This window comes from Sinorhizobium numidicum, assembly GCF_029892045.1.
In the GTDB taxonomy this organism is placed as follows: Bacteria; Pseudomonadota; Alphaproteobacteria; order Rhizobiales; family Rhizobiaceae; genus Sinorhizobium; species Sinorhizobium numidicum.
This window is the reverse complement of record NZ_CP120368.1, coordinates 1,883,423-1,908,258: the sequence shown is the minus strand read 5'-3', so window position 1 is coordinate 1,908,258 and position 24,836 is coordinate 1,883,423. Positions and strand designations below refer to the sequence as shown.

General features: G+C 59.2%; 23 protein-coding genes and 2 pseudogenes. 8 read left to right on the top strand and 17 right to left on the bottom strand.

From position 1 onward, the window contains the following. Positions 1-274 precede the first annotated feature (274 nt). The 6 genes from PYH37_RS20395 to PYH37_RS20370 all read right to left on the bottom strand — a co-directional run bounded on the left by PYH37_RS20395 (position 275) and on the right by PYH37_RS20370 (position 4,308). Positions 275-1,135: an SDR family NAD(P)-dependent oxidoreductase gene (locus PYH37_RS20395; protein ID WP_280733219.1), complete on the bottom strand. Its 861-nt coding sequence runs from the start codon at positions 1,133-1,135 to the stop codon at positions 275-277. Next, the gene (locus PYH37_RS20390; protein ID WP_280736111.1) at positions 1,132-1,914 is read right to left on the bottom strand and encodes a hypothetical protein; all 783 of its coding nucleotides are present in this window, start codon (positions 1,912-1,914) and stop codon (positions 1,132-1,134) included. The genes PYH37_RS20395 and PYH37_RS20390 overlap by 4 nt, the downstream gene beginning before the upstream one ends. Positions 1,915-1,924: 10 nt before the next feature. Next, the gene (locus PYH37_RS20385) at positions 1,925-2,512 is read right to left on the bottom strand and encodes a protein-S-isoprenylcysteine O-methyltransferase (RefSeq protein WP_280733218.1); all 588 of its coding nucleotides are present in this window, start codon (positions 2,510-2,512) and stop codon (positions 1,925-1,927) included. Positions 2,513-2,657: 145 nt separating this feature from the next. After that, the gene (locus PYH37_RS20380; protein ID WP_280733217.1) at positions 2,658-3,242 is read right to left on the bottom strand and encodes a hypothetical protein; all 585 of its coding nucleotides are present in this window, start codon (positions 3,240-3,242) and stop codon (positions 2,658-2,660) included. A gap of 150 nt (positions 3,243-3,392) precedes the next feature. Next, positions 3,393-3,533: an ABC transporter gene (locus PYH37_RS20375; RefSeq protein WP_280733216.1), complete on the bottom strand. Its 141-nt coding sequence runs from the start codon at positions 3,531-3,533 to the stop codon at positions 3,393-3,395. 190 nt (positions 3,534-3,723) lie between these two features. Then, complete coding sequence (locus PYH37_RS20370) at positions 3,724-4,308, bottom strand: L,D-transpeptidase (RefSeq protein ID WP_280733215.1); 585 nt, start codon at positions 4,306-4,308, stop codon at positions 3,724-3,726. A 320-nt stretch (positions 4,309-4,628) separates the two neighbouring features. On the opposite strand from PYH37_RS20370, the gene PYH37_RS20365 reads away from it, so the two are divergent. The 3 genes from PYH37_RS20365 to PYH37_RS20355 all read left to right on the top strand — a co-directional run bounded on the left by PYH37_RS20365 (position 4,629) and on the right by PYH37_RS20355 (position 8,764). Beyond that, entirely contained in the window at positions 4,629-5,384 is a 756-nt protein-coding gene (locus tag PYH37_RS20365; protein ID WP_280733214.1) for an SDR family NAD(P)-dependent oxidoreductase, read from the top strand. A 687-nt stretch (positions 5,385-6,071) separates the two neighbouring features. Continuing rightward, positions 6,072-7,448 (top strand): UbiA family prenyltransferase, encoded by a 1,377-nt coding sequence (locus PYH37_RS20360; protein ID WP_280733213.1) that lies wholly within the window; start codon positions 6,072-6,074, stop codon positions 7,446-7,448. Beyond that, positions 7,436-8,764: a hypothetical protein gene (locus tag PYH37_RS20355; RefSeq protein WP_280733212.1), complete on the top strand. Its 1,329-nt coding sequence runs from the start codon at positions 7,436-7,438 to the stop codon at positions 8,762-8,764. Before PYH37_RS20360 ends, PYH37_RS20355 begins: the two co-directional genes overlap by 13 nt. Before the next feature lie 627 nt (positions 8,765-9,391). On the opposite strand, the gene PYH37_RS20350 is transcribed toward PYH37_RS20355, so the two are convergent. Both PYH37_RS20350 and PYH37_RS20345 read right to left on the bottom strand, forming a co-directional pair. Continuing rightward, positions 9,392-10,558 carry an MFS transporter gene (locus PYH37_RS20350; protein WP_280733211.1) on the bottom strand — a complete coding sequence of 389 codons (1,167 nt, stop codon included), beginning with the start codon at positions 10,556-10,558 and terminating at the stop codon, positions 9,392-9,394. A 102-nt stretch (positions 10,559-10,660) separates the two neighbouring features. Further along, on the bottom strand, positions 10,661-10,918 hold the full coding sequence (locus PYH37_RS20345; RefSeq protein WP_280733210.1) for a DUF1127 domain-containing protein: 258 nt from the start codon (positions 10,916-10,918) through the stop codon (positions 10,661-10,663). A 128-nt stretch (positions 10,919-11,046) separates the two neighbouring features. Here PYH37_RS20345 and PYH37_RS20340 point away from each other — a divergent pair, with 128 nt between their 5' ends. Beyond that, positions 11,047-12,561, top strand: coding sequence for a winged helix-turn-helix domain-containing tetratricopeptide repeat protein (locus tag PYH37_RS20340; RefSeq protein ID WP_280733209.1), 1,515 nt, complete (start codon positions 11,047-11,049; stop codon positions 12,559-12,561). A 90-nt stretch (positions 12,562-12,651) separates the two neighbouring features. On the opposite strand, the gene PYH37_RS20335 is transcribed toward PYH37_RS20340, so the two are convergent. Together PYH37_RS20335 and PYH37_RS20330 are read right to left on the bottom strand one after the other, a co-directional pair. Next, entirely contained in the window at positions 12,652-13,044 is a 393-nt protein-coding gene (locus PYH37_RS20335) for a GFA family protein (protein WP_280733208.1), read from the bottom strand. A gap of 208 nt (positions 13,045-13,252) precedes the next feature. Then, positions 13,253-13,951: a TetR/AcrR family transcriptional regulator gene (locus PYH37_RS20330; RefSeq protein ID WP_280733207.1), complete on the bottom strand. Its 699-nt coding sequence runs from the start codon at positions 13,949-13,951 to the stop codon at positions 13,253-13,255. Positions 13,952-14,148: 197 nt separating this feature from the next. Between PYH37_RS20330 and PYH37_RS20325 the strand changes: the two genes are divergently transcribed. After that, on the top strand, positions 14,149-14,637 hold the full coding sequence (locus PYH37_RS20325) for a RidA family protein (RefSeq protein ID WP_280733206.1): 489 nt from the start codon (positions 14,149-14,151) through the stop codon (positions 14,635-14,637). Between the two features lie 83 nt (positions 14,638-14,720). On the opposite strand, the pseudogene PYH37_RS20320 reads toward PYH37_RS20325, so the two are convergent. Next, a pseudogene (locus PYH37_RS20320) lies at positions 14,721-14,971 on the bottom strand (transposase); the annotation flags it as partial. A 120-nt stretch (positions 14,972-15,091) separates the two neighbouring features. Between PYH37_RS20320 and PYH37_RS20315 the strand changes: the two are divergent. Then, positions 15,092-16,135: an IS110 family RNA-guided transposase gene (locus PYH37_RS20315; protein ID WP_280731917.1), complete on the top strand. Its 1,044-nt coding sequence runs from the start codon at positions 15,092-15,094 to the stop codon at positions 16,133-16,135. A 330-nt stretch (positions 16,136-16,465) separates the two neighbouring features. Here the strand turns inward: PYH37_RS20315 and PYH37_RS20310 are convergent. Further along, positions 16,466-16,991 (bottom strand): annotated as a pseudogene (locus PYH37_RS20310) (IS30 family transposase); the annotation flags it as partial. A gap of 62 nt (positions 16,992-17,053) precedes the next feature. Continuing rightward, entirely contained in the window at positions 17,054-18,064 is a 1,011-nt protein-coding gene (locus PYH37_RS20305; RefSeq protein ID WP_280733205.1) for an IS30 family transposase, read from the bottom strand. Positions 18,065-18,405: 341 nt separating this feature from the next. Here PYH37_RS20305 and PYH37_RS20300 point away from each other — a divergent pair, with 341 nt between their 5' ends. Continuing rightward, complete coding sequence (locus PYH37_RS20300; protein ID WP_280732136.1) at positions 18,406-19,143, top strand: hypothetical protein; 738 nt, start codon at positions 18,406-18,408, stop codon at positions 19,141-19,143. On the opposite strand, the gene PYH37_RS20295 is transcribed toward PYH37_RS20300, so the two are convergent. Then, a complete protein-coding gene (locus tag PYH37_RS20295) occupies positions 19,130-20,539 on the bottom strand; it encodes an ISNCY family transposase (protein ID WP_280732137.1) in 1,410 nt (469 codons plus the stop codon). The genes PYH37_RS20300 and PYH37_RS20295 overlap by 14 nt on opposite strands. Before the next feature lie 349 nt (positions 20,540-20,888). Between PYH37_RS20295 and PYH37_RS20290 the strand changes: the two genes are divergently transcribed. Further along, complete coding sequence (locus tag PYH37_RS20290; RefSeq protein ID WP_280732136.1) at positions 20,889-21,626, top strand: hypothetical protein; 738 nt, start codon at positions 20,889-20,891, stop codon at positions 21,624-21,626. Here PYH37_RS20290 and PYH37_RS20285 read toward each other — a convergent pair. The 3 genes from PYH37_RS20285 to PYH37_RS20275 form a co-directional block, all read right to left on the bottom strand. Then, positions 21,613-23,022, bottom strand: a complete 1,410-nt coding sequence (locus tag PYH37_RS20285) for an ISNCY family transposase (RefSeq protein WP_280732137.1) — start codon at positions 23,020-23,022, stop codon at positions 21,613-21,615. The genes PYH37_RS20290 and PYH37_RS20285 overlap by 14 nt on opposite strands. A 186-nt stretch (positions 23,023-23,208) precedes the next feature. Further along, positions 23,209-24,045, bottom strand: coding sequence for an MBL fold metallo-hydrolase (locus PYH37_RS20280; protein WP_280733204.1), 837 nt, complete (start codon positions 24,043-24,045; stop codon positions 23,209-23,211). 1 nt (position 24,046) lies between these two features. Further along, on the bottom strand, positions 24,047-24,826 hold the full coding sequence (locus PYH37_RS20275) for a TatD family hydrolase (RefSeq protein ID WP_280733203.1): 780 nt from the start codon (positions 24,824-24,826) through the stop codon (positions 24,047-24,049). Between the last annotated feature and the right edge of the window lie 10 nt (positions 24,827-24,836).

Sequence of the window (24,836 nt, the reverse complement as noted above, 5' to 3'; positions counted from 1 at the left end):
GCCTCCATCAGGACGTCATCGTCAGAAGGATAGGCTTGCCGATTACTCTGATAAGCGCTGCTTTTCCTCTGCAATTGGCGCGCCCGACAGATATTCTGGGATATTCGCGTGTTTTCAATGGAGTGCGGAAATCGCTTAAACCATCGGCTCAGCAATCATAATTGCGTGATTGCATGGCAGGGCTTGTGAGAGACGCATTCGTCATCTCGCATCGAGTCCCAAGAGCCCGATTGGCGAACGACCCTTCCGGTCACCAACTTTTGGCTATGATCCGCTAAGAGTTGCTGCGGGCACCGCAGCATGCCTTGAACTTCTTACCCGAACCGCATGGGCACGGGTCATTGCTCCTGCGCTGCAAGCGGCCGATCAGCGGCAGCATGACTGCGGAGGGTAACAACGCCGCCACAAAAGCGGTCAACTTGGCGGAGATGCCTGGCACGACGAGGCGACGACCGGATTTGAATCCGTGCCACGCGCGTTCGGCCACGTACTCGGAATCGAGCTTCGGCAAGATCTTGAACAATGCCGCCCGATTGGCGCCGGACTTTTCAAGAAATTCTGTTGATACCGGGCCGGGGGCGACACAGGTGACGGTCACGCTGGTGCCGCGCAGTTCTTGATGAAGCGCTTCCGAAAAGGAGCGCACGAAGCCCTTGCTGGCATAGTACAACGCCATATAGGGACCGGGAGTGAAGCTGGCGACGGAACCGAGATTGATGACGCCGCCACGCCCGCGCGCCACCATGCCTGGCAGAAAGTGCAAAGTAAGATGGGTAAGGGCGCGTATGTTGAGATCAATGATCCCAAGCTGATCATCGACAGGGAGCACCGTCGCGCCGCCGCGCAAGCCATAGCCGGCACTGTTGACGAGGACATCGCACATCAAGCTGTTTGCGGAAAGGAAGTCCTCCAGGCGCGCCGCTGCGTCCTCGGCCATGAGATCCAACGCCAACGTGATTGCCTCGCCGCCCGCCTTCCGGATGTCGGTTGCGGCCGCGGCAAGCCCCTCAGGCGAACGTGCCACCAAAACGACGGTAGCTCCCTCCTTCGCAGCGACTTCGGCAATGGCCTTCCCAATGCCGCGTGACGCGCCGACCACGACGACGGCCGGCCGGACCAGGCTGTGCAGGGTCATGTTGCGACCCTTGACGCGGCGGCCGGAACGCTTTCGCTTTGAGCAAGGCCTTGCACTTCAGCGGTGATTTCGCCGTTCAGGATTTCTTCGAACCGCTCCAGGGCTCGCGCCACGTTGGCGCCATCCATGACCCGGTGATCGTAGTGGATGCGGACACTCACCGATCCATCCTCGTCGATCGGGCCGTAATTGAGGAGGGTGGTCAAGGGCGTGAGCGGGTTGAGGGACTCTGCCCCGAGGCCGGAATAGACCGACAGTTGAAACGTGCCGAAATGGCGCGCCCGCTGCCGCCCGATATTCAGCCCAAGCCACATCAGCAGCCATCTGATGGGCCCCGGCATGCGGGCAACCTTCAAGGCGCGCCGGAACTCCTTGATCTCAAGCACGGGACGTGTTCGGGCCGCGTGAATCAATGCTCCCAATTCGCCGATCGATCGGCGCTCGGGACTTTTGATAGTACTCAGCAGCACAACCCGTTCGCCGTGATGCTCGCGCTCGTGGGCAATGGAGGCGACGTTTGCAGGATATTCATAGAGCTGCGGCCTTGGCAGCTTGACATAAGCGCGCCGCAACTCCGGCGTCTCCAGGGCAAGAAGCGCGTAACCCTTCAGGAAAAGCACCGTCCAGGACGGTCTGCTTTGCTGAGCCACCCTGCTCTCTTGGAGCGGACCGAGATTCATCTGCCGCTGCACGGTGACCCGCGGCACCCCGATCGAGAACCTCATCAGATCACAAACGAGGCGCCGTGGCGCCGAAAGCTTGAGAGCTCGGCCGCGCATCATGCCACCTCTAGTACAGATAAGGGATAATTCGCTTGGTTCTCTCCATATAGGAGCGATAACGCGAGCCGAATATTTCCAACATCATACGCTCCTCCTCGTCCACCCTTAGAAGAAAAAGCACAGCGAAGCCGATCAAGCCCGAGAGCCCGGCGACCCAGTTCGACAATAGAAAGGCCTGGCCAAGCCCCATGAGCAGGAAAGAAGTGTACATGGGATGGCGGACGAGGACGTAAGGCCCCCCGCAAACCAGTTCATGCTGGTCGCGAATCTCCAGCGTGACGGACCAATTCCGGCCGAGCTCCTTGTGGGTTCTGCGAAAGACCCACATTGCGGCGAAGAAGATCATCGCCCCGACAGCCACGGCCCATGGGCGGGCAGGGTAGTCGGCCGCTTCCGGCATGCCGCTGGCAACGTAAAACCCGGGTATGATGGCAAGGCCAAGCAGGGCGGCCGCAAGCCCGGCTATCTCGGAAGGTGAGCGGCGGTGGCTGACCACCCGCACGCGCTTGGCGCGGCGCTCGTAAGGACGCCGGATGAAGTACCAGGCGATGATCCCGAGTACCCAAAAAATCTCACCGACGGAAGCTACCGACATGCTCACTTAGCTCACCAGAGCTTCTGCGATCGAGGATTGCTGCTCTCCTGCCAAAGGTGTCACCGCCTCATTCCGACCGACAACGTGCCGGTATCCACGCCTGTTTTTCTGCCAATTAGACGGAGAGGGTCCCACCTGATCGCATTCACCCCCCGTTCATTTCCCGAAGCTTTGTAATGAATTCTTGCGGCCTGAGCCAGATGCCGGGAGTCTTATATCCCATAGAGCGCGCGATGTCCGCCACGAAGGCGTTGCAGTTATAGAAGGTCGCATGCCAAAAGCGAGACTTCTCCTTCAGCTTGCGAATGTCCGCAACGACCTTCCTGTATTCCGGCTCGGTAAGCATGACACGCCAGCTCGCCGACCTGTATTCTTCTTCCAAGTCGCCATCGCTCAAGCCCGTTTCCGCTGGGACCGGCACGAAATGCCCGAAAACATACGGCGTGGGATCGTTCGAAGCGGGGGCAAGCCCTGCAACCTCTGGGTTGATCATCGCGCCGGACTTGGTCGCGCGCCCGAAAACGACATAGGTGTGCCCGTAGCTCAGTGCGTAGCGCGAGCGAAACTCGATGAAATAACCTTCTTCCCGGCTTTCGGATAAAAGTTTGGCCGGGGCGCCCGGGCTGCTCGACACGAAACGCGGTTCGGGCGTCTTGTCTTGCGACTGACATCCTGCTGCCGCGAATACAAGCAAGATCATTGGGAATATACGGCTTCGCACAAGCGTCATCACTACGCTCTAGATCCTTAAGTCAGATGAGCGCAGGCCTAAGCCTACCTTTACTGGCGTCGGAACGCCGTCGATCTCAAAGCCGGCTCGGCCCTGATTTTGCATTCCGTGGGGAAGGGCTGCCTAACCTTCCCCACGGAATGTTAGATGCTATTTAAATACTGGAGCCGGTTCTGCTGCTACCTCTGCAGCAGGCGGCGGGGCCTTCCCTTTACCTTTGCCAATCGTACCGCAGGCGCTAAGACCGGCAACAGAAAGCAACGCAATCATCACGACTAGAATTCTGCTCATCAAGAAGTCCTTTCCTCAATAGTGGGAATGGGTTATCGAAGGCAACACTTCAAGTAATAATGGCGATTCTGGCCTTAGCCTAGTGCAAGAAGGACACAGTTGGCATCGGGTTTGTCGTTGCGGGACCGTTCAACGGGGCCTAAACACACATGGCTCATCTATTTATACCCAAATACAAGCAGAAACACCATCAGACGATTAATACCGTCGTCCCCACGGGCGCACGGTCGTAAAGATCAACGATATCCTCGTTTGTAAGACGGATGCAACCGCTCGATACCGCCTGACCAATCGTCCACGGCTCGTTCGTCCCGTGCAGCCGGAACATGGTGTCTTCCGCGCCGCGATAGAGATAGAGCGCAGAGGCGCCCAATGGGTTGTGAAGGCCGCCCGAGACGCCGCCAGCATACTGCCGCAGGTGCGGCTTGCGGCGCATCATGTTTTCCGTCGGCGTCCATGAGGGCCATTCCGCCTTGCGGCCGACCCTCACTCTGCCCTTAAGAGTGCGCCCTTCCTCTCCGACGCCGATGCCATAGCGAATCGCCGAGCCGCCGCCCTCGACGTAATAGAGGTAGCGCTCCACTGTATCGACGACGATCGTTCCCGGCGGCTCGCTTCCATTGTAGGGCACTTCCCGCCTTCGGTACCGCGGGTCCACCCGCGGCTTGGCTGCTATGGGGCTTATCGTGGGTCCCCACGTCGAACTGCATCCGGAGCCCAACAAAGCCAGACTGCCCAATAGGAGCACCCGGCGCGTCACGCGGTTCTTGTCCATCTTCACCTGCTAAGCAATTGCGACTCCCTACGTGAATCGTGTTTAACACCACTGCGCGTGCCGGCCAAGCCTTGCACGGGCAGATGGGAAGGGAGGCGCAGAGAACGAGCACTGCGACGCCTCAGAAAATCCCCCGGGGGACCGCGCGCAGTCATGCCGAACTCGCATTTTCGTGGCTATGCGCAGGAGATTTCTGCCAGGATCGGGTGCCGCAGAAAAGCGCGAGCGCCGGGGTCAATTTTTGTGACCGAACGAAACTTGTTGCGGCAACCGTCCGCGTCTGCTCGACTAGGCCGGGAATAGAAGCAGGAATGGATGTGATGAAACTTCGCTTCGAAGGAAAGGTCGCCATCGTAACCGGCGCAGGCTCCGGAATCGGCGCGGCCGTATCGCGGCGACTCGGCGACGAGGGGGCCCAGGTCGTTGTTGCCGATCTCAATGCCGACGCGGCCGCTGCGGTTGCGGCCGAAATACGCTCGGCCGGAGGCAGGGCCCGCGATTTTGCGGTCGACGTTGCCGACGCGGGCACTGTGGAGCAGTTGGTCAACTTCGCCGTTCGAGAGTGCGGCGGGTTGCATCTGGCGGTCAACAACGCCGGAACCGAAGGCGCGCGGAAGGCGACTGCGGATTACCCCCTCGATAACTGGCAGAGAATCATTGACGTGAACCTGAACGGCGTCTTCTACTGCATGAAATACGAGATCGCCGCCATACTCGCGCAGGGCGGAGGCGCCATCGTCAACATGTCCTCCATTCTTGGTTCCGTTGCTGTGCCGACTGCTTCGGCATACGCCGCAGCGAAACACGGAGTCGTCGGACTGACCAAGGCCGCCGCGATCGAATACGCAAGAATTGGCGTCCGTATCAACGCAGTCGGTCCCGGCTGGATCGAGACACCGCTTCTGTCAGAACATCGGGAGGTAATGAACAGCCGGCGCTTGGACGCGCTTCAGCCAATGGGCAGGCGCGGCACGCCGGAAGAGGTGGCGGCGCTTGTGTCTTTTCTCCTGTCAGACGAGGCAAGTTTCATCACGGGCAGCTACCATCTCGTCGACGGCGCTTACACAGCGCATTAGCCGGATGCGCTTCACCGCTCGTCCTGGCGGCTGTGTAGCTTTTGATCTCCATATCTGCTGATCGAGAAAACTGTTGCGCTTTTGAGCTCGCCAAAGCCGGGCCGCCGGAGCATCTCGACAATGACGTTCACGAGACCTCCTCGATGCCCGCCCAGGAAAGGTCTGAGGCGATCATAACGGGCAAACGGCAAGAGCCGGACGGACCTCGTCGAAATCGCGTCCATTTGCCAACGCATCGCCACGCGTAGAACAGATCATCGAGCCTGAGAGCACGACGGGCCCGTGCCGGAGGATCGACGCGAATTTTGAAAAGTTGCGGCCGCTTGGCAGTCGTGACACCACCCGCCGTAACAGTGCTGCTCTCAACCTACGGTGCGCTCCGCACCTATAGAGTTCCCTATATTTTCAGGAACCCTCGGCAATGCCAGTATATTTGTGGCGTTCATCTTCGCATTACCCGTAATGACGCTCAGGAGGTCTGCGTGATGATGCACTCGGAGATGCCGAAAGACCCTTCAACGGGCAGCGAGGAGGACCGCCGCGATCTTTTAGGAGCTACAGCCGCTTCGCAGCCTTAACGCCACCGCTAGTGATAAGCTAACGCAGAAATGTAGTATGCTGTAAAACATTCCAAGAAAAATCGATGAAATTAATCCTTATTTAAGTTTGTTTTATGGGATCCGGCGAATGCAGAATTCCGGCACAAACGCGCTAAGTCCGCCCTTGGTGATCAATCTTGAGCATGCTCTTTTAAGGAGCAACATTCATCACGAGGGCGCAATAATTTTCGTAAGAGAAGAGATATTCACTCTCCCTGCGAGTATAAAAGGGTTTCTTGTAAGCCGTCAATGGAACACTAAAAAGAAGAGCTCTCCGGATCCAAGAGTCCTCCTGTACAATCAAGATCTTCTAGCCGCCCTGAAAAATGAGCGTAAAAACGGGCGGAAGCTAGTTTTATATTCGGCGCTTCCGTTCTCTGTTGTAAAAGCAGTTTGTGAGTATCACGGCATATTCTCGAGGTGTTTGGTCCTGGATGCTACTAGCCAAAACGATCAGGACCTCTGCCGTAAGTGCGTAGCCCGGGAGCTTGGATTATCTAGCGGCGATTTCGAACTCATTTCTTCGCCAGCGGATTTTCACGTTTTGAAAGTTGAACTTCCGGACACGGGACAAAGTGCGGCTCCCGTCTGGCCGACTGTCCTCGCGATCATTTCGGCGATCCGAGTACGCCATTGGTCCAAGAATGTACTGGTCTTCGTGCCCGTGATGGTGTCGCCAGTCTCAACCACCGAGAACTGGTATCAATCGATACTTGCCTTTTTGGCATTTTCTCTGGTCGCCTCGATCAGCTACGTCTGTAACGACCTTCTCGACCTGCAGGCTGACAGAGCCCACCCGACCAAAAAGTTGCGCCCGTTTGCAAGCGGCGCGCTGCCGGTCGCAAGCGCGCTCTTCCTTATACCGACCCTGCTGATTGCCGCTTGCTTTGCCGCGCTCCCGCTCGCCATCAGCTTTCAAATTACGCTGGTAGTCTATTTCGTACTGACCTGCCTCTATTCGATTTATCTGAAGCGCATGCTGATGATCGATGTCGTCGTCCTCGGCTGCCTCTATGCGATCCGAATTGCCGCCGGGGGGGAAGCGACTGGGATCCGACTGTCCGAGTGGCTGATCGCATTCTCGGCGCTCTTCTTCCTGGCGCTGGCACTTATTAAGCGACAGGCTGAACTTGCCACCATGATGAAGATCGGACGGAAAAGAGCTGGCAACCGTTCCTACAGAACCGAGGATTTCTCTGTAGTAGCCGCGCTCGCCTCGTCGGCGGCGTTCAGTGCGGTCACGATCTATGCCGTATTCGTTTGGTCTGAAGTGCAAACTGAGGTCTACAGCACGCCACGCGCACTTTGGTTCGCTATTCCCGTGCTGGTATACTGGCTGGGCCGCATGGTTCTGTTGACACACCGCGGTGACATGCTTGAGGACCCCATTGTGTTCGCCGCCACCGACGCCAAGAGCCTCCTTTGCGGAGCAGTCGTTTTTGGGATCCTCCAATGGGCGCATTGACGATCGCAGGAATAGCCGAGGATCAGGTCGGCTTGGGTGGCTTGCGAATGTTCGGTGTCCGAACCTGGGCGTCGGCCGGCCTGCTGACTGCCCTCGTCTTTGGCTACTTTCTGATTAGGCTTGGCGTCACCTCCGAAGCAATCCGGGTAAACAACTGTATTCTAGGCGCTGACGTAGGTGATTACTTCCGGGGACTATCCAGTGGTCACTGGGGCGTTTTTCGCATCCGCAAGCACGCCTTGGCCGTCGCGTCTATCGCGGCTATTGGCTGGCCACTCACGCAGATGGGTGTTTCAGCTGCGACCGCGGCTATTATTGCTCTTGCCGCTTTTGTCGCGATCGGATCACTAGCGTTTTTTCTCTACTTGCGCCTGCTTGGGTTAGGATGTGGCGCCACATTTTTCATGGTGCTTGCGGCAATCTTCGCGTTTGGTTCCTTAACGATTTTCAGCGTCGTTGAGACCTACGGCTTCACATTCAGCGCAATGGCTGTCGCCATGCTCGCCTTCATCGTCATTGCGCGACATTCAAAAAACCACCCGGTGCTTTGCTCCATATCCGCTGGCATAGCGGGGGCAATTCCTGGTACGGCCAACCTGCCGGCATTAGCGTGCGTGCTTCTATACGCTGGACTGGCCAAAGCTTCTGCATCCGACAACCCATGGCAGAGATTCATCTTGGTGCTCGCACTACCGGTAGCCATTGCAACCGCTCTCTCCTCGGTGCCAATGCTTTATACGGATTTGGCGGCAGCCTTCGCATGGCAAAGGCATTATCTTGATAGTTTAGCGAGCATTGCCAATTTCGTATCGCCCGATGTGCTCGCCGATTACTTGTCAAGCTTCTGGGTCTTCGCTTTGGTATCGCCGCTCGACATGGTGCAATACCGGTATACGTCGCAGGCGACTGTCGCCCTTGGCAGTTCTGGATTGAGGCTCGCCGGCTATATCGTGGTCATGTTCGCGCTCAGCTTCGGCGCCTTCAGTGCATTGCGCGACCGTCGACGGCGCTCGATAACACTGTGGACTTTGATGGCAGTTGGTAGCTTGTTCATATTCTACCTCTACTTCAATCCTGCCGAGGCGATGCTCTACAGCAGCCAATGGATTTTGCTCCTTTTCGCAGCCGCTGCTCCCGGCTACGTCGGGCGCCGCTTCTCGGGACCACTCTTCGCAGCCTGTTTCGTCATCTTGGCCATCATCAACTATCCCCCGCTTATGGATCCTCGTTCAACCGATCCGTCAGCTTATTGCGGCCCCAGCCGATCTGCAGAGCCTGCCTCTCCATCACGGCCGCGTGCTACTTTTGTTAGATGATTAAGCGCTTTCTCCTGCTTCACCATCGTTGACATTTGACGACGGCAGCCTGGCGCGGCGCATCGATCAAGTTAGCGGCGCTCTGCGCCGAAGCAGGCAATATTGCCGTCGGCGTTGCAATTCCAAGCTAGAACAAGGGAAAGCGGCCCGAACCCACTGTTTTGGACACGGCACTGGCCACCCGGCGCTTGACTTCAAAAGTTCGGCCTACCTCTCCTTCGCAATCGAGAATTTCGCCGAGGTCGCAAACATTGACGTTTGTTGCTGCGGCTAGACGCTGCACCAAGCGCATGTCCATGAGGCGCAGCGGGCCAGATCCAACCTTATCGCCTCGTATGCCTCCATGAACTCTCCGACCGATTGTGTTGAATTCGACCCCACTCGGCCGACGGCGTCCTCCACCGTCGCGGAAATCCTTGCGCTTTCACCTGGCACCTGTGTCGAAGATCGATAGCGTCATTCGTCCTCTGTCTGCAGCGGCGAGTTGGTGTGCCGCCAGCAACGGCGGTCCCGATGGAAGCAGGCGCGGCCGCACGCTTTTCGAATTGGGAGATCTTCGGCGGTCATGCTGGCTCCCTATTGGTGGAAGCCGGCATACAATCGACGCGGCACGAGGCAAGTGCTCGATCAGACCCGCCGTCTCTCCGCCATCAGAAACACCGCCAGCAGACAGCACAGCAGGCCAAGGGACGATGGCAGCCCCTGATGTCCGATCAGTTGCATCGCCAGTCCTGTCGCGGGCGAGCCCACGATGCCGCCGATGCCCCATACGAACGCGAAGGCCGCGTTACCGGCGATCAAGGCTTGACCGGTGAAACGCTCGCCGAGTTGGATCAGCGACATGGTGTAGATCCCGAACGAGACCCCGCCCCAGACGAAAACGAGCGGCCAGATGAGCCACGAGTTGAAGATCGGCGGCAGCAGCAGGCAGCCGGCCAGCGAAACCAGGGCACAGAATAACATGGTCCGCGTCGAGCCAAACTGTTCGGCCACGCGCCCGAGCAAAATCTGCAGCACGGCATTGCCTGCGATGAAGCAGGTGATGAGCGAAGCGATGCGCTCCTCGGCGCTGCCGAGCGCGGTGCCATAGACCGCGAACAAGGAAAGCAGGATCTGCTCGAAGGCGGCTGCGGCGAAAACCGCGAACAATAGAAGCGGCGCCAGTGCGAAGAAGCTGCCGACCGATGTTGCCTCGCCTTCGTGCGGGACCTTCGGCAGGCGCGGCACGACCGCAAGCACGATCAGGCCGCAGAGAAGGAAGGCCACGATACCGATCATGAAGGGCGGCCACCCCTGCGTGCCGACCAAGCCGAGCGACAGCGGGCCGATGGCGAAGCCACCCGAAACGATCGATGAATAGAGGCCCATGATGCGGCCCCGGCGTGGCGCGGGCGTGATCGAGATCAGCCAGGTTTCGCTGATCACGTAAAGCGGATTGGCGAAGAAGCCGAGCAGGAAGCGCAGCGGCATCCAGGCCCAGACTTCCTGCCTCCAGGCGATCGCGATCAGAGCGAGCGCGGCGAGGATCGAACACAGGATCGCAAGCCGCGCCCCGCCCACGCGCCGCGCCAGCGCCGGAATGAAGGGCGCGGATACAATGAAACCCAGCGGCGTCATCGCCGCCGACAAGCCGATCAGGCCGGGCGTCGTCCCCTGCCGCTCCAGGATGAAGCTGAACAGCGGATAGCTCAGCCCCTGTGCCATGGCGAACACCGTGACGGTGGCGATGATGCCCGCCATCGCGGCCCATGGGATCCGAGCCTCTCGCGGTGATGTCGTGCTTTCGGCAGTCATACAGATTTCGAAGCAGAACCGGCAAATTCCGGCAAGTGCATGTGCAGGCGAACCACTGCGGCACATGGAAACTGGCGACCCGGTGTCATTGCAACATTCGCCTTATACTTGCCAGAAGGGCTTGGCGATCTCTGCCTCGAACTGCCGTCTCGTCAGGCCGATATCGTCGATCAAATGGGGATCGTCCTTCAACTTTTGCTCAAGTTCCCAGCGAAAGCGTATCCGCTCGCCCCAGGTCGCGATGATGCTTCGCAAGGTCGCCGGGCTGTAGTGCCGACGCGACAGTTCCGCCCGCCCCACGGGCGTTCCCGGCCGCGCTGCCTGATGCGGGGCCGATGCAAGGATGGGAGTATCGTTCATAGCAACCTCCATATGGTTTGAAGGTCCGGGGGCCTTCGACCTGAAAGAGGACGAATTCTGCAGGATGCGAACAGCGTCGTAATTAAGCTCTTCCAAAAAGTTCTCAAAAACTTCCAAACGGACTATAGATGCGCCGTATGTCGCGCTTTGTTTTTGGTCCGTTCGTGCTTGATCCGGGTGCGGGAACGCTCGTTCGGAACGATGATCCCGTTGCCATCGGTTACCGCGGGCTGAAGCTGCTTGCGGCACTCGTCGGACGGCCCGGCGAAATCCTGGGAAAAGCCGAGTTGATGGACGCGGCATGGCCGGGCAGGGCCGTCGAGGAAGGCAACCTCACCGTCCAGATCGCGCAGCTGCGGAAGTTGCTTGGTGCGGCCGCCGACGGCGGCGAATGGATCGCCACGGTTCCGCGGGTCGGCTACCGCTTCACGGGGCCTGTCGAACACGTCGGTGGCGCGAAGCGAAAACCATTGCCGCTGCCTAACAAACCGTCGATAGCCGTGCTGCCTTTCGTTAGTTTCAGCAACGATCCCGAGCAGGAATCCTTCGCGGATGGGTTGACCGAAGACCTGATCACCGACCTGTCCAGGATCTCCAGCCTCTTCGTCATCGCACGCAACTCGGCCTTTGCCTACAAAGGAAAGGCGATGGACGTGCGCGAGATCGCACAGGACCTTGGCGTGCGCTACCTGCTGGAGGGTAGCGCAAGACGCGCAGCAGGGCGCGTGCGCGTCAACGCCCAACTGGTCGACGCGGTGAGTGGCGATCATCTATGGGCGGAACGCTTCGATCGCAGTCTGGAAGATATCTTTGCCGTTCAGGACGAAGTCACCGGCAAGATCGTGGAGGCGTTACTCGGCCGGCTGCGCGCACCATCGCCGCCGCGCAATCGGCCCAGGAATCTCGAGGCTTACGATCTCTGCGTGCGGGCGCGCAAGCTGATGGATGATTCACCGCAGACGGCGCGGGAAGCGCATCTGATGCTCACGCGCGCGGTTACGCTCGATCCGGAATACGCCGAGGCCTATCGTTGGCTTGCCATAAACCACTGGATGGGATGGGTGCATTCCGGCGGACCAACTGAATCTTCCCGTAGCGTTGCTTTGGAATCGGCGCGCAAAGCCGTAGCGATCGACCCCAACGATGCCGGCTGCCGCTGGGTCCTGGCTTACCTGCTTGCATATGAACGCAGCTTCGCCGAGGCGGATGCGGAATTCACCAAGGCGATCGAGCTCGACCCGAACGAGGCCGACGCCTGGGCGGCACTATCCGACATCGCCGTCTTGGCCGGGCGGGTCGAGGAGGGCCTTGAGCACATTCGCAAGGCGTTCCGGCTGAACCCGTTTCCGGCAAGTTGGTACTATCTAACGCTCGGCCAGGCGCAATATGCGGCCGGCGAGTACGAAGCCGCCGTCGAGACGCTGCGCAGGGACGAGACTTATCGTACAAGCTCACGCCGTTTCCTGGCGGCAAGCCTTGCCCAACTCGGCCGGCTCGACGAGGCGCGCGCAGAGGTCGAATTGTTCCTCGTCGGCAACCCGCATTTCACAACCCGCCACTGGGCCGCGACGGAGCCATTCCGCGACGCTGCGACGCTTGAGCATTTCGTTGATGGCTACCGCAAGGCCGGTCTTCCGGAGTGACGCGCCGCGTGATCGAAGGCGCTGTCCTCGAGCGATCAAGCCATACATCTCGGTCACTCGTAACGGGCGCCTGCGCACCGTTCGTGCGACCTACTCCTCAAAGCGGCCCGTGGCGTCACGATCGCGGTCGTAACGTCTCGTGAGCGGAAACGGCGGCAACCAGGACTCGCGACGGATGATCCAGCTTTCGTAGGTTGGCATCAGTTGGTCAGGGGCATCCAAGGATCCTAGGTTCACTTCGATTTCGTCCGCGGTGCGTGCGAAAATGGACGAACCGCAGCGGGGACAGAAAAATCGCCCGGCGTAGTCGCGTGTTTCGCCCTCGATCGTCACCGCATTCTGAGGGAACACTGCGGAAGCGTGAAAAAGGGCCCCATGATGCTTGCGGCAGTCGAGACAGTGACAAAGGCCGACCCGGTATGGGAGACCCGACGCCACAATTCGGACGTTGCCGCACAGGCAACCGCCCGTGAATCGGTCCATGCTGCGTCTCCTCTAAAATGGAATGTTTATAACGAACCCCGTCGGGCGTCCATGAAAGATGCGCCAGCCTTCTGCGACATGGTGATCAAACAAGACATGGCGACTCCGAACGCTCATGGCCTCAGCCACGCTTCTTCAAGCCACCAGGCTTCCTTCCGCCCGATCGGGCGAGGCGATCTAGGGCCAAAGTCGAAGGTTGCAGGAGTGTTCATTGTCTCGGAGCGAGGCCATCAAGCAGAAAGTCGAGGCCTTTCCTGAAAGCGCCGTCCCAATCGTTATCCAACAGCAGACGAGAGCGTTCGATTGTCGGGTAGCGTTCGCTGCAACGTGTAAGGTGCTGCTGCGCGGCGGCCCTGTCGTCGTCCGAGAGGTCGAAGCTCGCCCGGGTGATGGTGGCGCCCATCACATAGTTCCAGAGCGACCATATCGCAACGTTCAAATCTGCGTCCGCTACACCGGCTCTGGACAAGGTCTTGCTCAGCAGTTCTAGGCGACTGAGGATGTTCGGGCCGAGCGCCCGGCGCGGCAACAGCAATGCCGACCAAGGATGGCGCAGCATGCTGGCGCGCCAGTCTTCGAGCATATGAACGACTTCTCCGCGCCAGTCTTGAGACTCAACTATTTGCGGCGGTCCGCGGTATTCGAGCACCGAGTCGAGCGCCAGATCAAAGACATCCTCTTTGTTGTTGACGTGCCAATATAGGCTCATCACGCCCGAGCCGAGGCGATCGGCCAGCCGACGCATCTTCAATCCATCGATTCCCTGGGCGTCCAGCAGTTCTATTGCGGCCGCTACGATCCGTTCCAGAGAGAGAGGCGGTTCACTGCGCGGCTCCTGCACGGACTGGAGTGACACACCCACCCGTTGAGACCGTTTGCTCTGAGCGCCGCTACGTTTGGCTGCCATCCGTCTTCCTTGCTGATCAGAACGTCGATTTAAGCCGACAATGCGACGAATGTCGATCCTGAACGGTTGACTCGTACAGCGCACGATGCAATTGAATCGTACGCCGTACGAGTCAATTATGTGGGCGATGAGTTAAAGTTCAATCCTGCAGGCCACGAGGGTACGTTGCTCGCAGTCCTCAGAGCCAAGAGAAAATCATGTCACGCGCAATTAAGCATCTGCTTATCGGAGGGCTAATCATCATGACCATGGGAGTTCCCAATGCGACGACAGCGAATGAGAATGATCTCAAGCTGACCATCGTCAATCCACAAAACCTCTACGACCCGACGCCGAATGGCTACAGCACGGCGGTGATTGTGCCCCGCCAAGCACGGTTGGCCTACATCTCCGGACAGGGCGGCCAAGACAGCACGGGAGACTTGTCGCCCGACTTCGCTATCCAGGTCGAGCAGGCCTACGCAAATCTGCGCACCGCCCTCGATGCGCTCGGTGCCAGGCCGGATCAGGTCGCCAAGCTCACGATCTTCGTGGTCGATCACGATATGTCCAAGCTTGAGGTGTTGACCAAGAACGTCAAGGAAATGTTCGGCGAGGCGCTGCCGGCGCAGACTCTGATTCCCGTCCCCAAGCTTGCAATTGACCCCATGCTCTTCGAGGTGGAAGCCGTCGTCATTCTGGAATAGTGGCGGGCAGGGCTGCCAGAGCTGCGGCAAATGTCGCATCTCTAATTTGCTCAACTGTCGCATTGCTAAATTGCCGTGGGGATCTACGCCAGGTGCAACATGGGCGTGTGAAGGGTAGGGGATTGCCCGCAATCACGCAAATGCACATGAACACCTCGGCTGGTGTCCGATAGCCAAGGCACTTCCTGGGTAGCGAATTGAGATGGTGGGCGAGGGCGACCAGCTGCTGCTCGCGGACGGTCGATAGGCCGGTATCGCTCGGCACGAAGCGGCGGATGCGCTTGTTGGTGTTCTCGACCGCGCCTTTCTGCCACGGTGAGTTCGGATCGCAGAACATGGGGTAATCGCGGCGCGACCGCCCCAAGCAGATGCTACCGGGGGTGGTTGCTCCCGATAAGATGGTGAAACGGGCTCACGATGGGAAACCGGGCCCAACATCAGATGGAGAGCAACCATGGACCAGTATATTGGGCTTGATGTTTCATTGAAAGACACAGCAATCTCGGTTCGGGAGGACGGCAAGCGGATCTGGCGGGGAAAGTGCCCTTCGGACCCAACGCTTCTGGCCGAGCTTATCCGCAAGCACGCGCCGCACGCCAGGCGCGTCGTCTTCGAAACGGGGCCGCTGTCGACGTGGTTCTATCATGCCCTGACGGCCGAAGGGGCTCCGGCGATCTGCATTGAAGCGCGGCACGCGCAAAAGGTATTGAACGAGACACTCAACAAGACCGATGCCAATGATGCCGATGGTCTGGCGCAGCTCGCAGAAGCCGGCTTCTACAAAGCGGTTCGGGTCAAGTCGTTTGACGCTATGCTGACCCGCGCGTTGGTGGCGGCCCGCAATCAGCTCCTGAATCTCTCAACCCAACTCGGCAATCAGATCCGCGGTGTCATGAAGACCTTCGGCCTTATCGTACCCAAAGGCACAGGTCGGGTTTTTGATACCCATGTTCGAGAGCTCCTGGAGAGGCAAACTTCTCTGGCGCAGATCATTTTGCCCTTGCTTGATGCGTGGCACAATATTCGCAAGCGTGCGGCCATTCTTGACCGTCAGCTCATTGCAGCGGCGCGGCAGAGCCCGGCTACGAAGTTGTTGATGACAGTTCCAGGTATCGGCGCCATTACGGCGGTCTCTTACATCGCCGCCATCGAGGATCCGGAAAACTTCCGAACTTCGCGCTCGGTTGGCGCCTGGCTCGGGCTGACCACCCGCCGCTATCAGTCGGGCGAAGTCGATTATGACGGCCATATCTCACGCAGAGGCGACAACCGGCTGCGCGGGCTGCTTTACGAAGCGGCGACAACGCTGCTGACGAGAACCAGTGCCAGAACTGAGAGCAGTCTCAAGAATTGGGGACTTAAGCTGCGCGAGCGGCTTGGCTTTAAGCGGGCGGCTGTGGCCGTCGCCCGCAAACTCGCGGTTATCATGCATACCATGCTCAAGACGGGAGAAACCTTCAATCCTTCAGCCGGCACCAACGCATTAATGAAGGTCTGACAGCCGATTACTCTCCGCGCATCACCTTTCTGGCGCGACAAGGCGTCCCTGTCGTGGACGTAGGTCTGGCCATTCCGTGAAGTTGGCGGCAGCTCCCAGAGACTGCGCGCAGAACATAGGAAGACCTTGCCTGCGAAGACCATCATGCGGCGGGCTTGTACCGACCGCGAAGACAACCCTGTTCCCGACATACGATTGCTCTCACGTCAAAATGGAGCGCTGGGCGACGACTAAGAACATGAATGCGCCATATGACGTTGCCGAATCCGTGCCGCGCTGGCATTCGGAGCTCATCGCGCATACTCAAACGCGATTGACTCGTGAGCCGCGATCAGACAACCAGCTCCGGGCACCGATGCCATCTTCCAAAGCCCTGAAGCCGCGAAACTCGGTGCCGCGGTCGAAGGTGAAAGCTCTGGCGGGCAAAGGCCGGCAGCGGTGCGAAGGCATCAACGATCTTGTCCATGATCGGCCGCGAGTGCCGACTGCCATTCTTGATCATTACGGTATAACGGCTCTTGCGCTCGACGAGCGAGGTGACATTGGCCTCGCCGAGCTCGCGGCGGAAGATCAGCAGGTCGCCTTCCCAGTGGCCGAACTGCAAGCGAGCACCAATGAAATCAGGACGTTGCGCGATTCGATTATCAAATGGGATCAAGCCGTCGCATGGCTTGCGTGATCCGCGTCGGCGGCGCTTGCGACGGCCTTCCGGCAGATGCCGATAGAGCCCGACTGCATAGTTCTCCTTGCCGTAGATGAAGCGATAGATCGTCTCCGGTCAGACGCGAACGGCACTCACTCCGTCAGCGAGCAGCCGGCCGGCAATCTGCTCCGGCGACCAATGCGCCTTCAGTCGATCGATCACCTTGAACCCACCCGGTGTAAGTTCATGCCGAATTGCGACTTGCGCGTGTGACGCTAGCCGACACGTCGCATTTGCGCGAGCAGTTTCTTGCGGAAGACTTCCGCGGGCGTTCGGTAGCCTAAGCACTTCCGCGGTGTCGAGTTGAGCCGGTCGCAGATGTCCTTCAGCTCGCCGTCGGTGATCGACAGGGGATCCACTTCTCTCGAAAGCCATTTGCGAACCCGGCCATTGGTGTTCTCGACCGTGCCTTTCTGCCAGGGCGACTGCGGGTCGCAGAACCATGTCTGCGTTCCGATGCCAGCCTGCAGATAGGGCCATTCGCTGAACTCAGTGCCACGGTCGAAGGTGATGGAGCGTCGAGCAGCGTGGGGCAGGGGTTGGAGCACCTCGATCAGCCCGTCCATGATCGGTTTCGATTGCCTGTCGTTGTTGCGCAGGAAGACCGCAAACCGGCTGACCCGCTCGACCAGTGACGTCACGTTGGCCTTGCCGAACTTCTTGCGAAACTGAATGAGATCGCACTCCCAGTGCCCGAACTGCTTGCGTTCGGCGACAGTCTCAGGACGATGAAGAATGTTGAGTTCCGGGCTGAAGCGGCGACCGTGACGCCGTCGGGCATGCCGCGGCCGACGTCTCGCACGACGCTCCGGCAGGTGCCGCCACAGCTTGATCGCCTGGCCGTCTGCGGAATAGGCGAACTTATAGATCGTCTCGTAACTGACGCAAATCGGATGGCGCTCCAGCCGCATGCGGCCGGCGATCTGCTGCGGCGACCAGCCATGGATGATCCGCTCGATCACCGATTGGCGCACATGGGAGAACCGGGCGAGCTTGCGCAGCTTGGCTCTGCGCTCACGTGCCATCTCGTTGGCGGTCACGCAATAGTAGCCGCTCAGATCCGGCATTTGCGGATCCTCAAAAGCATTGCGCTTGAGCTCGCGGAAAATCGTCGAACGATGCCGTCCGAGCTTCTCGGCGATGACGGTGACGCTCAGGCCGGCTGCTCGCCAGCGAGCGATCCTACGACGTTCATCCATATCGATCTGGGAGTAGGTGCGTCTCATGAACATTCCTTGCGAGCGATAACCCATTGGTATCTATCGCAAGTCGCACTTCATCCTTGAACCCACCCGGCTACATGGCGTGTGGCGGCCATGTTGAAATGTCCGCTGTGGCGCAAAGTAGAAATGTCACTTTGGATACGTCTTCAGCCATTTAGAAATACGACACTCGGCATCTCCACTTGCGCTGAGGCAAGCCCCCGACCGGACCGGCTGGGCCGGGTTGCAAGGGAAGGGAGGGGGCGGCTGAAGGGCACCCCTTCGGCTTTAGCTTTCTCAGTTTCATTTATTGCGTTCCTGGTAGATGTTGCAGGCAGCTGTATGTGCTGGGCCAGGATCTCGCGATGCTTCCGGAAATCAGGCTGATGGGTGATGTCGATGTAGCCGCGCTGTCGCCGCTGCTTCGCGGGATGATCGTGACGATATCCTATGCCGACACTCACAATGGCATTGGATTAACAGCGACGGGCGCCATGAATCGCAAGTTCGTGCACTGGGCCGCCGTTCATTTCGATTGGCCCGGGTACACATTCGAAGACCTGTACAGGATGAATAAGGTCCTCAATGAAGCCGACATGCCGCCGCTCTGGGTGGTACGGGATATGGTCCGACATCTAAAGCTTCTTCGCCGGAAAAAAGACGTCCTGCTGCCCACAAAACGTGGCCAGGACTTTTTGGCGAGACCGCAGGCCTTCTTCGATCTGATCGCGACGGATTACCTTTATGCTTATATCCACCACGGGCAGACGCAGGAGGCTGTCCGCAATCGGATGCGTTGGTGGCACGTCTTTCTCAATCTTATCAATATGAAAGCAGAAACGGGCTGTTCGTTGGACGAACTGGCGAACGAGCTATACCCGAGCGAATCGTACCCGGAGCCAGCAGAAATGACTGTCGAAACCTGGGCGGAAAGGTCGGCGCTCCGCTACGATATCATTCGCCCGCTGTGCTGGCTGGGATTGCTGCACGAAGAACGCGAGGGGCTGACTATTTGGCAGCACGGAACCTACCACAAGACACCCTTGTGGCCTGCCTGTTTAAAGCTGGAATCAAACATGCATTCCGAGTTTATTCTCCATTGAACTGTGCCGGGTAGGGTTGCCCTTGCTCCACCGCACTTTGCTGGGAAAGCGCCTGCCGCCGCCGAGCAATGATCGCGGGATCGTTCATGAAATCCGTCCGCTTGCCCGGCTTGCGACCGCGCGGCGTGTAGCCAATCTTCTCGCTGTTGGTCTTCACCTTCGGCGCCGGCCGCTCGTCCTGGCGCTCCTTGATATAGGCCAGCACATCGGAAAGCCGCTTGTTCTCGGTGATCGCCGCATGCGTCACCCGCTGGTCCTTGTCGAACACCCGGCAGGGCAGGGAATGCCCCTTCCAGCGCACATCCAGCCGGCCATCGGCGAAAGCGTAGGTCTCGACATAGCGTCCGACCAACCCACGCGTCACCTCGTTCTCTTCCAGCATGATCCGCTGGCGCTCGTAGGAGAACGTCAGTTGCGCACCGACATAACGCTGCTCACGTTTGCACAGGACCTCGCGCAGCCGATCCGGGGCAAGGTTCATCGGCCGGTGCAGGTCATCAGGCCGGGCAGGGGAAATGGCAAACTGCCGGTTATAGCGCTCCATGAACCGAGGCAGGAAAGCGTTGCCGTCGTCCATCCCGCAGATGCCCTCCAGACGCAGATCCTTGATCAACCGATCCTGTAGCGTCCGGTTCATCCGCTCGACCCGGCCCTTCGCCTGGCTCGAGTTTGCGCAAAGAATCTCGATGTTTAGCTCTGAAAGCGCACGCCCGAACTGCGTCATGCCCTGGCCGCCCTTGGCGTCTTTCTTCGCCACCCGGAACACCGAATGCTTGTCGGAATAGAAGGCGACCGGAGCACCATGCGCCTTCAGATAGAGCTCCAGCGCCTCGAAATACGTAAACGCGCTTTCCGATCGTACGAAGCGCAACTGCATCAGCTTGCCGGTCGCATCATCGATGAACACCAGCAGCGAACATGGGGCACCGCGATCTTCGAACCAGCGATGCTCGGAACCGTCGATCTGCACCAGTTCACCATAGGCCTCGCGCCGCGGCCGCGGCTGGTGAAAGGTGCGGCGCTGCTTGCGCGACAGCCACAGACCGGCCGCCGCCATCCATTGGCGCAAGGTCTCGCGCGACACCGTCAGCCCGTCGCGCTCGGCAAGCTTCTCGGCCGCCAGTGTCGGACCAAAGTCCGCATAGCGCTCGCGCACGATCGCCATGGCATAATCGCGCACGCCGTCGCAAATCCGGTTGTTCGATGGGCGGCCGATCGCTCTGTGCCGGATCGATGCCGCACCATCCGTCCGGATCCGCTCCAGGAGCCGGCGAACCTGACGCGTGCTCAAGCCCAGGACATGCGCCGCCGACACCAGCGTCATGCGGCCGTCGACCACCTTCGACAAAACCTCAATCCGCTGCAGGTCGCGCTCGCTCATCGCAATCAATCCCATCCGCAATCTCCCACGTCATCAAAACGCGGGGAGAGTGACATTCTTACTTTGCAGGAACAGGACACTTTAACTTTGCGGCTACAGGGCGTGTGGCGGCCATGTTGAAATGTCCGCTGTGGCGCAAAGTAGAAATGTCACTTTGGATACGTCTTCAGCCATTTAGAAATACGACACTCGGCATCTCCACTTGCGCTGAGGCAAGCCCCCGACCGGACCGGCTGGGCCGGGTTGCAAGGGAAGGGAGGGGGCGGCTGAAGGGCACCCCTTCGGCTTTAGCTTTCTCAGTTTCATTTATTGCGTTCCTGGTAGATGTTGCAGGCAGCTGTATGTGCTGGGCCAGGATCTCGCGATGCTTCCGGAAATCAGGCTGATGGGTGATGTCGATGTAGCCGCGCTGTCGCCGCTGCTTCGCGGGATGATCGTGACGATATCCTATGCCGACACTCACAATGGCATTGGATTAACAGCGACGGGCGCCATGAATCGCAAGTTCGTGCACTGGGCCGCCGTTCATTTCGATTGGCCCGGGTACACATTCGAAGACCTGTACAGGATGAATAAGGTCCTCAATGAAGCCGACATGCCGCCGCTCTGGGTGGTACGGGATATGGTCCGACATCTAAAGCTTCTTCGCCGGAAAAAAGACGTCCTGCTGCCCACAAAACGTGGCCAGGACTTTTTGGCGAGACCGCAGGCCTTCTTCGATCTGATCGCGACGGATTACCTTTATGCTTATATCCACCACGGGCAGACGCAGGAGGCTGTCCGCAATCGGATGCGTTGGTGGCACGTCTTTCTCAATCTTATCAATATGAAAGCAGAAACGGGCTGTTCGTTGGACGAACTGGCGAACGAGCTATACCCGAGCGAATCGTACCCGGAGCCAGCAGAAATGACTGTCGAAACCTGGGCGGAAAGGTCGGCGCTCCGCTACGATATCATTCGCCCGCTGTGCTGGCTGGGATTGCTGCACGAAGAACGCGAGGGGCTGACTATTTGGCAGCACGGAACCTACCACAAGACACCCTTGTGGCCTGCCTGTTTAAAGCTGGAATCAAACATGCATTCCGAGTTTATTCTCCATTGAACTGTGCCGGGTAGGGTTGCCCTTGCTCCACCGCACTTTGCTGGGAAAGCGCCTGCCGCCGCCGAGCAATGATCGCGGGATCGTTCATGAAATCCGTCCGCTTGCCCGGCTTGCGACCGCGCGGCGTGTAGCCAATCTTCTCGCTGTTGGTCTTCACCTTCGGCGCCGGCCGCTCGTCCTGGCGCTCCTTGATATAGGCCAGCACATCGGAAAGCCGCTTGTTCTCGGTGATCGCCGCATGCGTCACCCGCTGGTCCTTGTCGAACACCCGGCAGGGCAGGGAATGCCCCTTCCAGCGCACATCCAGCCGGCCATCGGCGAAAGCGTAGGTCTCGACATAGCGTCCGACCAACCCACGCGTCACCTCGTTCTCTTCCAGCATGATCCGCTGGCGCTCGTAGGAGAACGTCAGTTGCGCACCGACATAACGCTGCTCACGTTTGCACAGGACCTCGCGCAGCCGATCCGGGGCAAGGTTCATCGGCCGGTGCAGGTCATCAGGCCGGGCAGGGGAAATGGCAAACTGCCGGTTATAGCGCTCCATGAACCGAGGCAGGAAAGCGTTGCCGTCGTCCATCCCGCAGATGCCCTCCAGACGCAGATCCTTGATCAACCGATCCTGTAGCGTCCGGTTCATCCGCTCGACCCGGCCCTTCGCCTGGCTCGAGTTTGCGCAAAGAATCTCGATGTTTAGCTCTGAAAGCGCACGCCCGAACTGCGTCATGCCCTGGCCGCCCTTGGCGTCTTTCTTCGCCACCCGGAACACCGAATGCTTGTCGGAATAGAAGGCGACCGGAGCACCATGCGCCTTCAGATAGAGCTCCAGCGCCTCGAAATACGTAAACGCGCTTTCCGATCGTACGAAGCGCAACTGCATCAGCTTGCCGGTCGCATCATCGATGAACACCAGCAGCGAACATGGGGCACCGCGATCTTCGAACCAGCGATGCTCGGAACCGTCGATCTGCACCAGTTCACCATAGGCCTCGCGCCGCGGCCGCGGCTGGTGAAAGGTGCGGCGCTGCTTGCGCGACAGCCACAGACCGGCCGCCGCCATCCATTGGCGCAAGGTCTCGCGCGACACCGTCAGCCCGTCGCGCTCGGCAAGCTTCTCGGCCGCCAGTGTCGGACCAAAGTCCGCATAGCGCTCGCGCACGATCGCCATGGCATAATCGCGCACGCCGTCGCAAATCCGGTTGTTCGATGGGCGGCCGATCGCTCTGTGCCGGATCGATGCCGCACCATCCGTCCGGATCCGCTCCAGGAGCCGGCGAACCTGACGCGTGCTCAAGCCCAGGACATGCGCCGCCGACACCAGCGTCATGCGGCCGTCGACCACCTTCGACAAAACCTCAATCCGCTGCAGGTCGCGCTCGCTCATCGCAATCAATCCCATCCGCAATCTCCCACGTCATCAAAACGCGGGGAGAGTGACATTCTTACTTTGCAGGAACAGGACACTTTAACTTTGCGGCTACAGGGCGAAGTCGCATAAGATAGATTATGGAACTCACAGATACTTACGTCGACGGATACAAGTATGCGAAATCAACGGCTTAGCGCTTGAATTCTCAATACCAGCTCACGCCTCATCAGCGGACGGCATGTCGATCTCGAACTCCAGTCGCATCATGTCATAAGCCGGCTCGACATGATCGGGCGTTTCGTTGCAGACCGTCTCGTAGTCCAGCGGCACATGCATATGGGTCAGCACTGCGCGCTTCGGCCGAAGCCTCGCGATCCAGCCAAGCGACTGCACCAGCGACAGATGGCTCGGATGAAACTTGTACTGCAACGTGTCGATTACCAGCAGATCGAGATCACCGAGCTTGCCGACGGTTTCCGGCGGAAAATCGCTGACATCGGTGCAATAGGCAAAATCACCGACGCGGAAACCCAGCGAATGAACGTTGCCGTGAAACTGCATCAACGGCTCGAACGAGATCGGGCCGCCGGCGCCGTGCACTGTGATCAGCGGCAGGTCGTCCGCAATGATGTGAGGCTCCACGATCGGCGGATAGCCGCTCGCGGGCGGCGATTCCAAACAGTAATGAAAGCCTTCACGGATTCGGGCCATTGCAAGCGTATCTGCCCAGATCGGCACGCGCCTGCGATTCTCGATGACGAAACCGCGAAGATCGTCGATACCGTGCAGATGATCGGCATGCGCGTGGCTATAGAGCACCGCATCGATATGGCGCACATTGGCCGCGATCATCTGGGCACGGAAGTCCGGGCCCGTGTCGATAACGACGGTTGTCTTGCTGCCGTCGGGCGCAAATTGTTCTATAAGAAGCGCCGCACGCATACGGCGGTTGCGCGGATTAGACGAATCGCATGCGCCCCAATCGCCGGTAATGCGCGGCACACCCGGCGAAGAACCGCACCCGAGAATGGTGAAGACCCGCCGGAACGCCACCTCAGAGTCTCGGCATTTTCGAGAAGATGCGGAAGGCGTTTTCCGTGGTAATTTCCGCTATCTCCACCTTCGATACGCCGATCGTCTCCGCTAGCACCTCCGCCGTATGCGCAACGTAAGCCGGCTCGTTGCGCTTACCGCGGAAAGGCTTCGGCGCCAGATAAGGTGCGTCCGTCTCCACGAGCATTCGGTCGCGCGGGACCGTCCTGGCGATATCCCTCAATTCTGCCGATTTCGGGAACGTCAAAATGCCCGAGAACGAAACGTAACCGCCGAGTTCGACGCCGACGCGAGCAAGCTTCGGGCCGGAGGAAAAGCAATGGAGAAGAAAAGGGAAGGCGCCCTTCCCCGTTTCCTCGGTCAGGATGGCGGCCATATCGTCATCCGCCGAGCGGCTGTGGATGACGAGCGGCAGCCCGGTCTCCCGCGCCGCCGCTATATGCCGGCGAAGCCCGTCGGCCTGCGCATGGCGCGGCGCATTGTCGTAGTAATAATCAAGTCCCGCCTCGCCGATCGCAACCACCTTCGGATGCGCCGAGAGGCGAACGAGATCCTCGGTTGTCACGTCGATCTCCTCATCGGCGTTGTGCGGATGGGTACCGACGGAGCAGAAGACGTTCGAATAGGCCTCGGCGATCGCGAGAATACTGTCGAACCGCTTCACGCGCGTGGAAATCGTCACTATCTGGGTCACGCCAGCGTCACGGGCGCGTTCCACGATTGAATCGCGCTCAGCTTCGAAATCGGGAAAATCCAGATGACAATGGGTGTCGATCAGCATGCGTTGGCGC

What these genes read in the sequence shown, in the direction of transcription:
- PYH37_RS20365 (WP_280733214.1), top strand. Translation starts at nt 4,629, where the DNA reads ATGAAACTTCGCTTCGAAGGAAAGGTCGCCATCGTAACCGGCGCAGGC.
- PYH37_RS20305 (WP_280733205.1), bottom strand. Translation starts at nt 18,064, where the DNA reads ATGAGACGCACCTACTCCCAGATCGATATGGATGAACGTCGTAGGATC.
- PYH37_RS20335 (WP_280733208.1), bottom strand. Translation starts at nt 13,044, where the DNA reads ATGGACCGATTCACGGGCGGTTGCCTGTGCGGCAACGTCCGAATTGTG.
- PYH37_RS20290 (WP_280732136.1), top strand. Translation starts at nt 20,889, where the DNA reads ATGCTTCCGGAAATCAGGCTGATGGGTGATGTCGATGTAGCCGCGCTG.
- PYH37_RS20285 (WP_280732137.1), bottom strand. Translation starts at nt 23,022, where the DNA reads ATGGGATTGATTGCGATGAGCGAGCGCGACCTGCAGCGGATTGAGGTT.
- PYH37_RS20370 (WP_280733215.1), bottom strand. Translation starts at nt 4,308, where the DNA reads ATGGACAAGAACCGCGTGACGCGCCGGGTGCTCCTATTGGGCAGTCTG.
- PYH37_RS20385 (WP_280733218.1), bottom strand. Translation starts at nt 2,512, where the DNA reads ATGTCGGTAGCTTCCGTCGGTGAGATTTTTTGGGTACTCGGGATCATC.
- PYH37_RS20390 (WP_280736111.1), bottom strand. Translation starts at nt 1,914, where the DNA reads ATGCGCGGCCGAGCTCTCAAGCTTTCGGCGCCACGGCGCCTCGTTTGT.
- PYH37_RS20330 (WP_280733207.1), bottom strand. Translation starts at nt 13,951, where the DNA reads ATGGCAGCCAAACGTAGCGGCGCTCAGAGCAAACGGTCTCAACGGGTG.
- PYH37_RS20350 (WP_280733211.1), bottom strand. Translation starts at nt 10,558, where the DNA reads ATGACTGCCGAAAGCACGACATCACCGCGAGAGGCTCGGATCCCATGG.
- PYH37_RS20325 (WP_280733206.1), top strand. Translation starts at nt 14,149, where the DNA reads ATGTCACGCGCAATTAAGCATCTGCTTATCGGAGGGCTAATCATCATG.
- PYH37_RS20360 (WP_280733213.1), top strand. Translation starts at nt 6,072, where the DNA reads ATGCAGAATTCCGGCACAAACGCGCTAAGTCCGCCCTTGGTGATCAAT.
- PYH37_RS20345 (WP_280733210.1), bottom strand. Translation starts at nt 10,918, where the DNA reads ATGAACGATACTCCCATCCTTGCATCGGCCCCGCATCAGGCAGCGCGG.
- PYH37_RS20340 (WP_280733209.1), top strand. Translation starts at nt 11,047, where the DNA reads ATGCGCCGTATGTCGCGCTTTGTTTTTGGTCCGTTCGTGCTTGATCCG.
- PYH37_RS20375 (WP_280733216.1), bottom strand. Translation starts at nt 3,533, where the DNA reads ATGAGCAGAATTCTAGTCGTGATGATTGCGTTGCTTTCTGTTGCCGGT.
- PYH37_RS20295 (WP_280732137.1), bottom strand. Translation starts at nt 20,539, where the DNA reads ATGGGATTGATTGCGATGAGCGAGCGCGACCTGCAGCGGATTGAGGTT.
- PYH37_RS20395 (WP_280733219.1), bottom strand. Translation starts at nt 1,135, where the DNA reads ATGACCCTGCACAGCCTGGTCCGGCCGGCCGTCGTCGTGGTCGGCGCG.
- PYH37_RS20275 (WP_280733203.1), bottom strand. Translation starts at nt 24,826, where the DNA reads ATGCTGATCGACACCCATTGTCATCTGGATTTTCCCGATTTCGAAGCT.
- PYH37_RS20315 (WP_280731917.1), top strand. Translation starts at nt 15,092, where the DNA reads ATGGACCAGTATATTGGGCTTGATGTTTCATTGAAAGACACAGCAATC.
- PYH37_RS20300 (WP_280732136.1), top strand. Translation starts at nt 18,406, where the DNA reads ATGCTTCCGGAAATCAGGCTGATGGGTGATGTCGATGTAGCCGCGCTG.
- PYH37_RS20355 (WP_280733212.1), top strand. Translation starts at nt 7,436, where the DNA reads ATGGGCGCATTGACGATCGCAGGAATAGCCGAGGATCAGGTCGGCTTG.
- PYH37_RS20380 (WP_280733217.1), bottom strand. Translation starts at nt 3,242, where the DNA reads ATGACGCTTGTGCGAAGCCGTATATTCCCAATGATCTTGCTTGTATTC.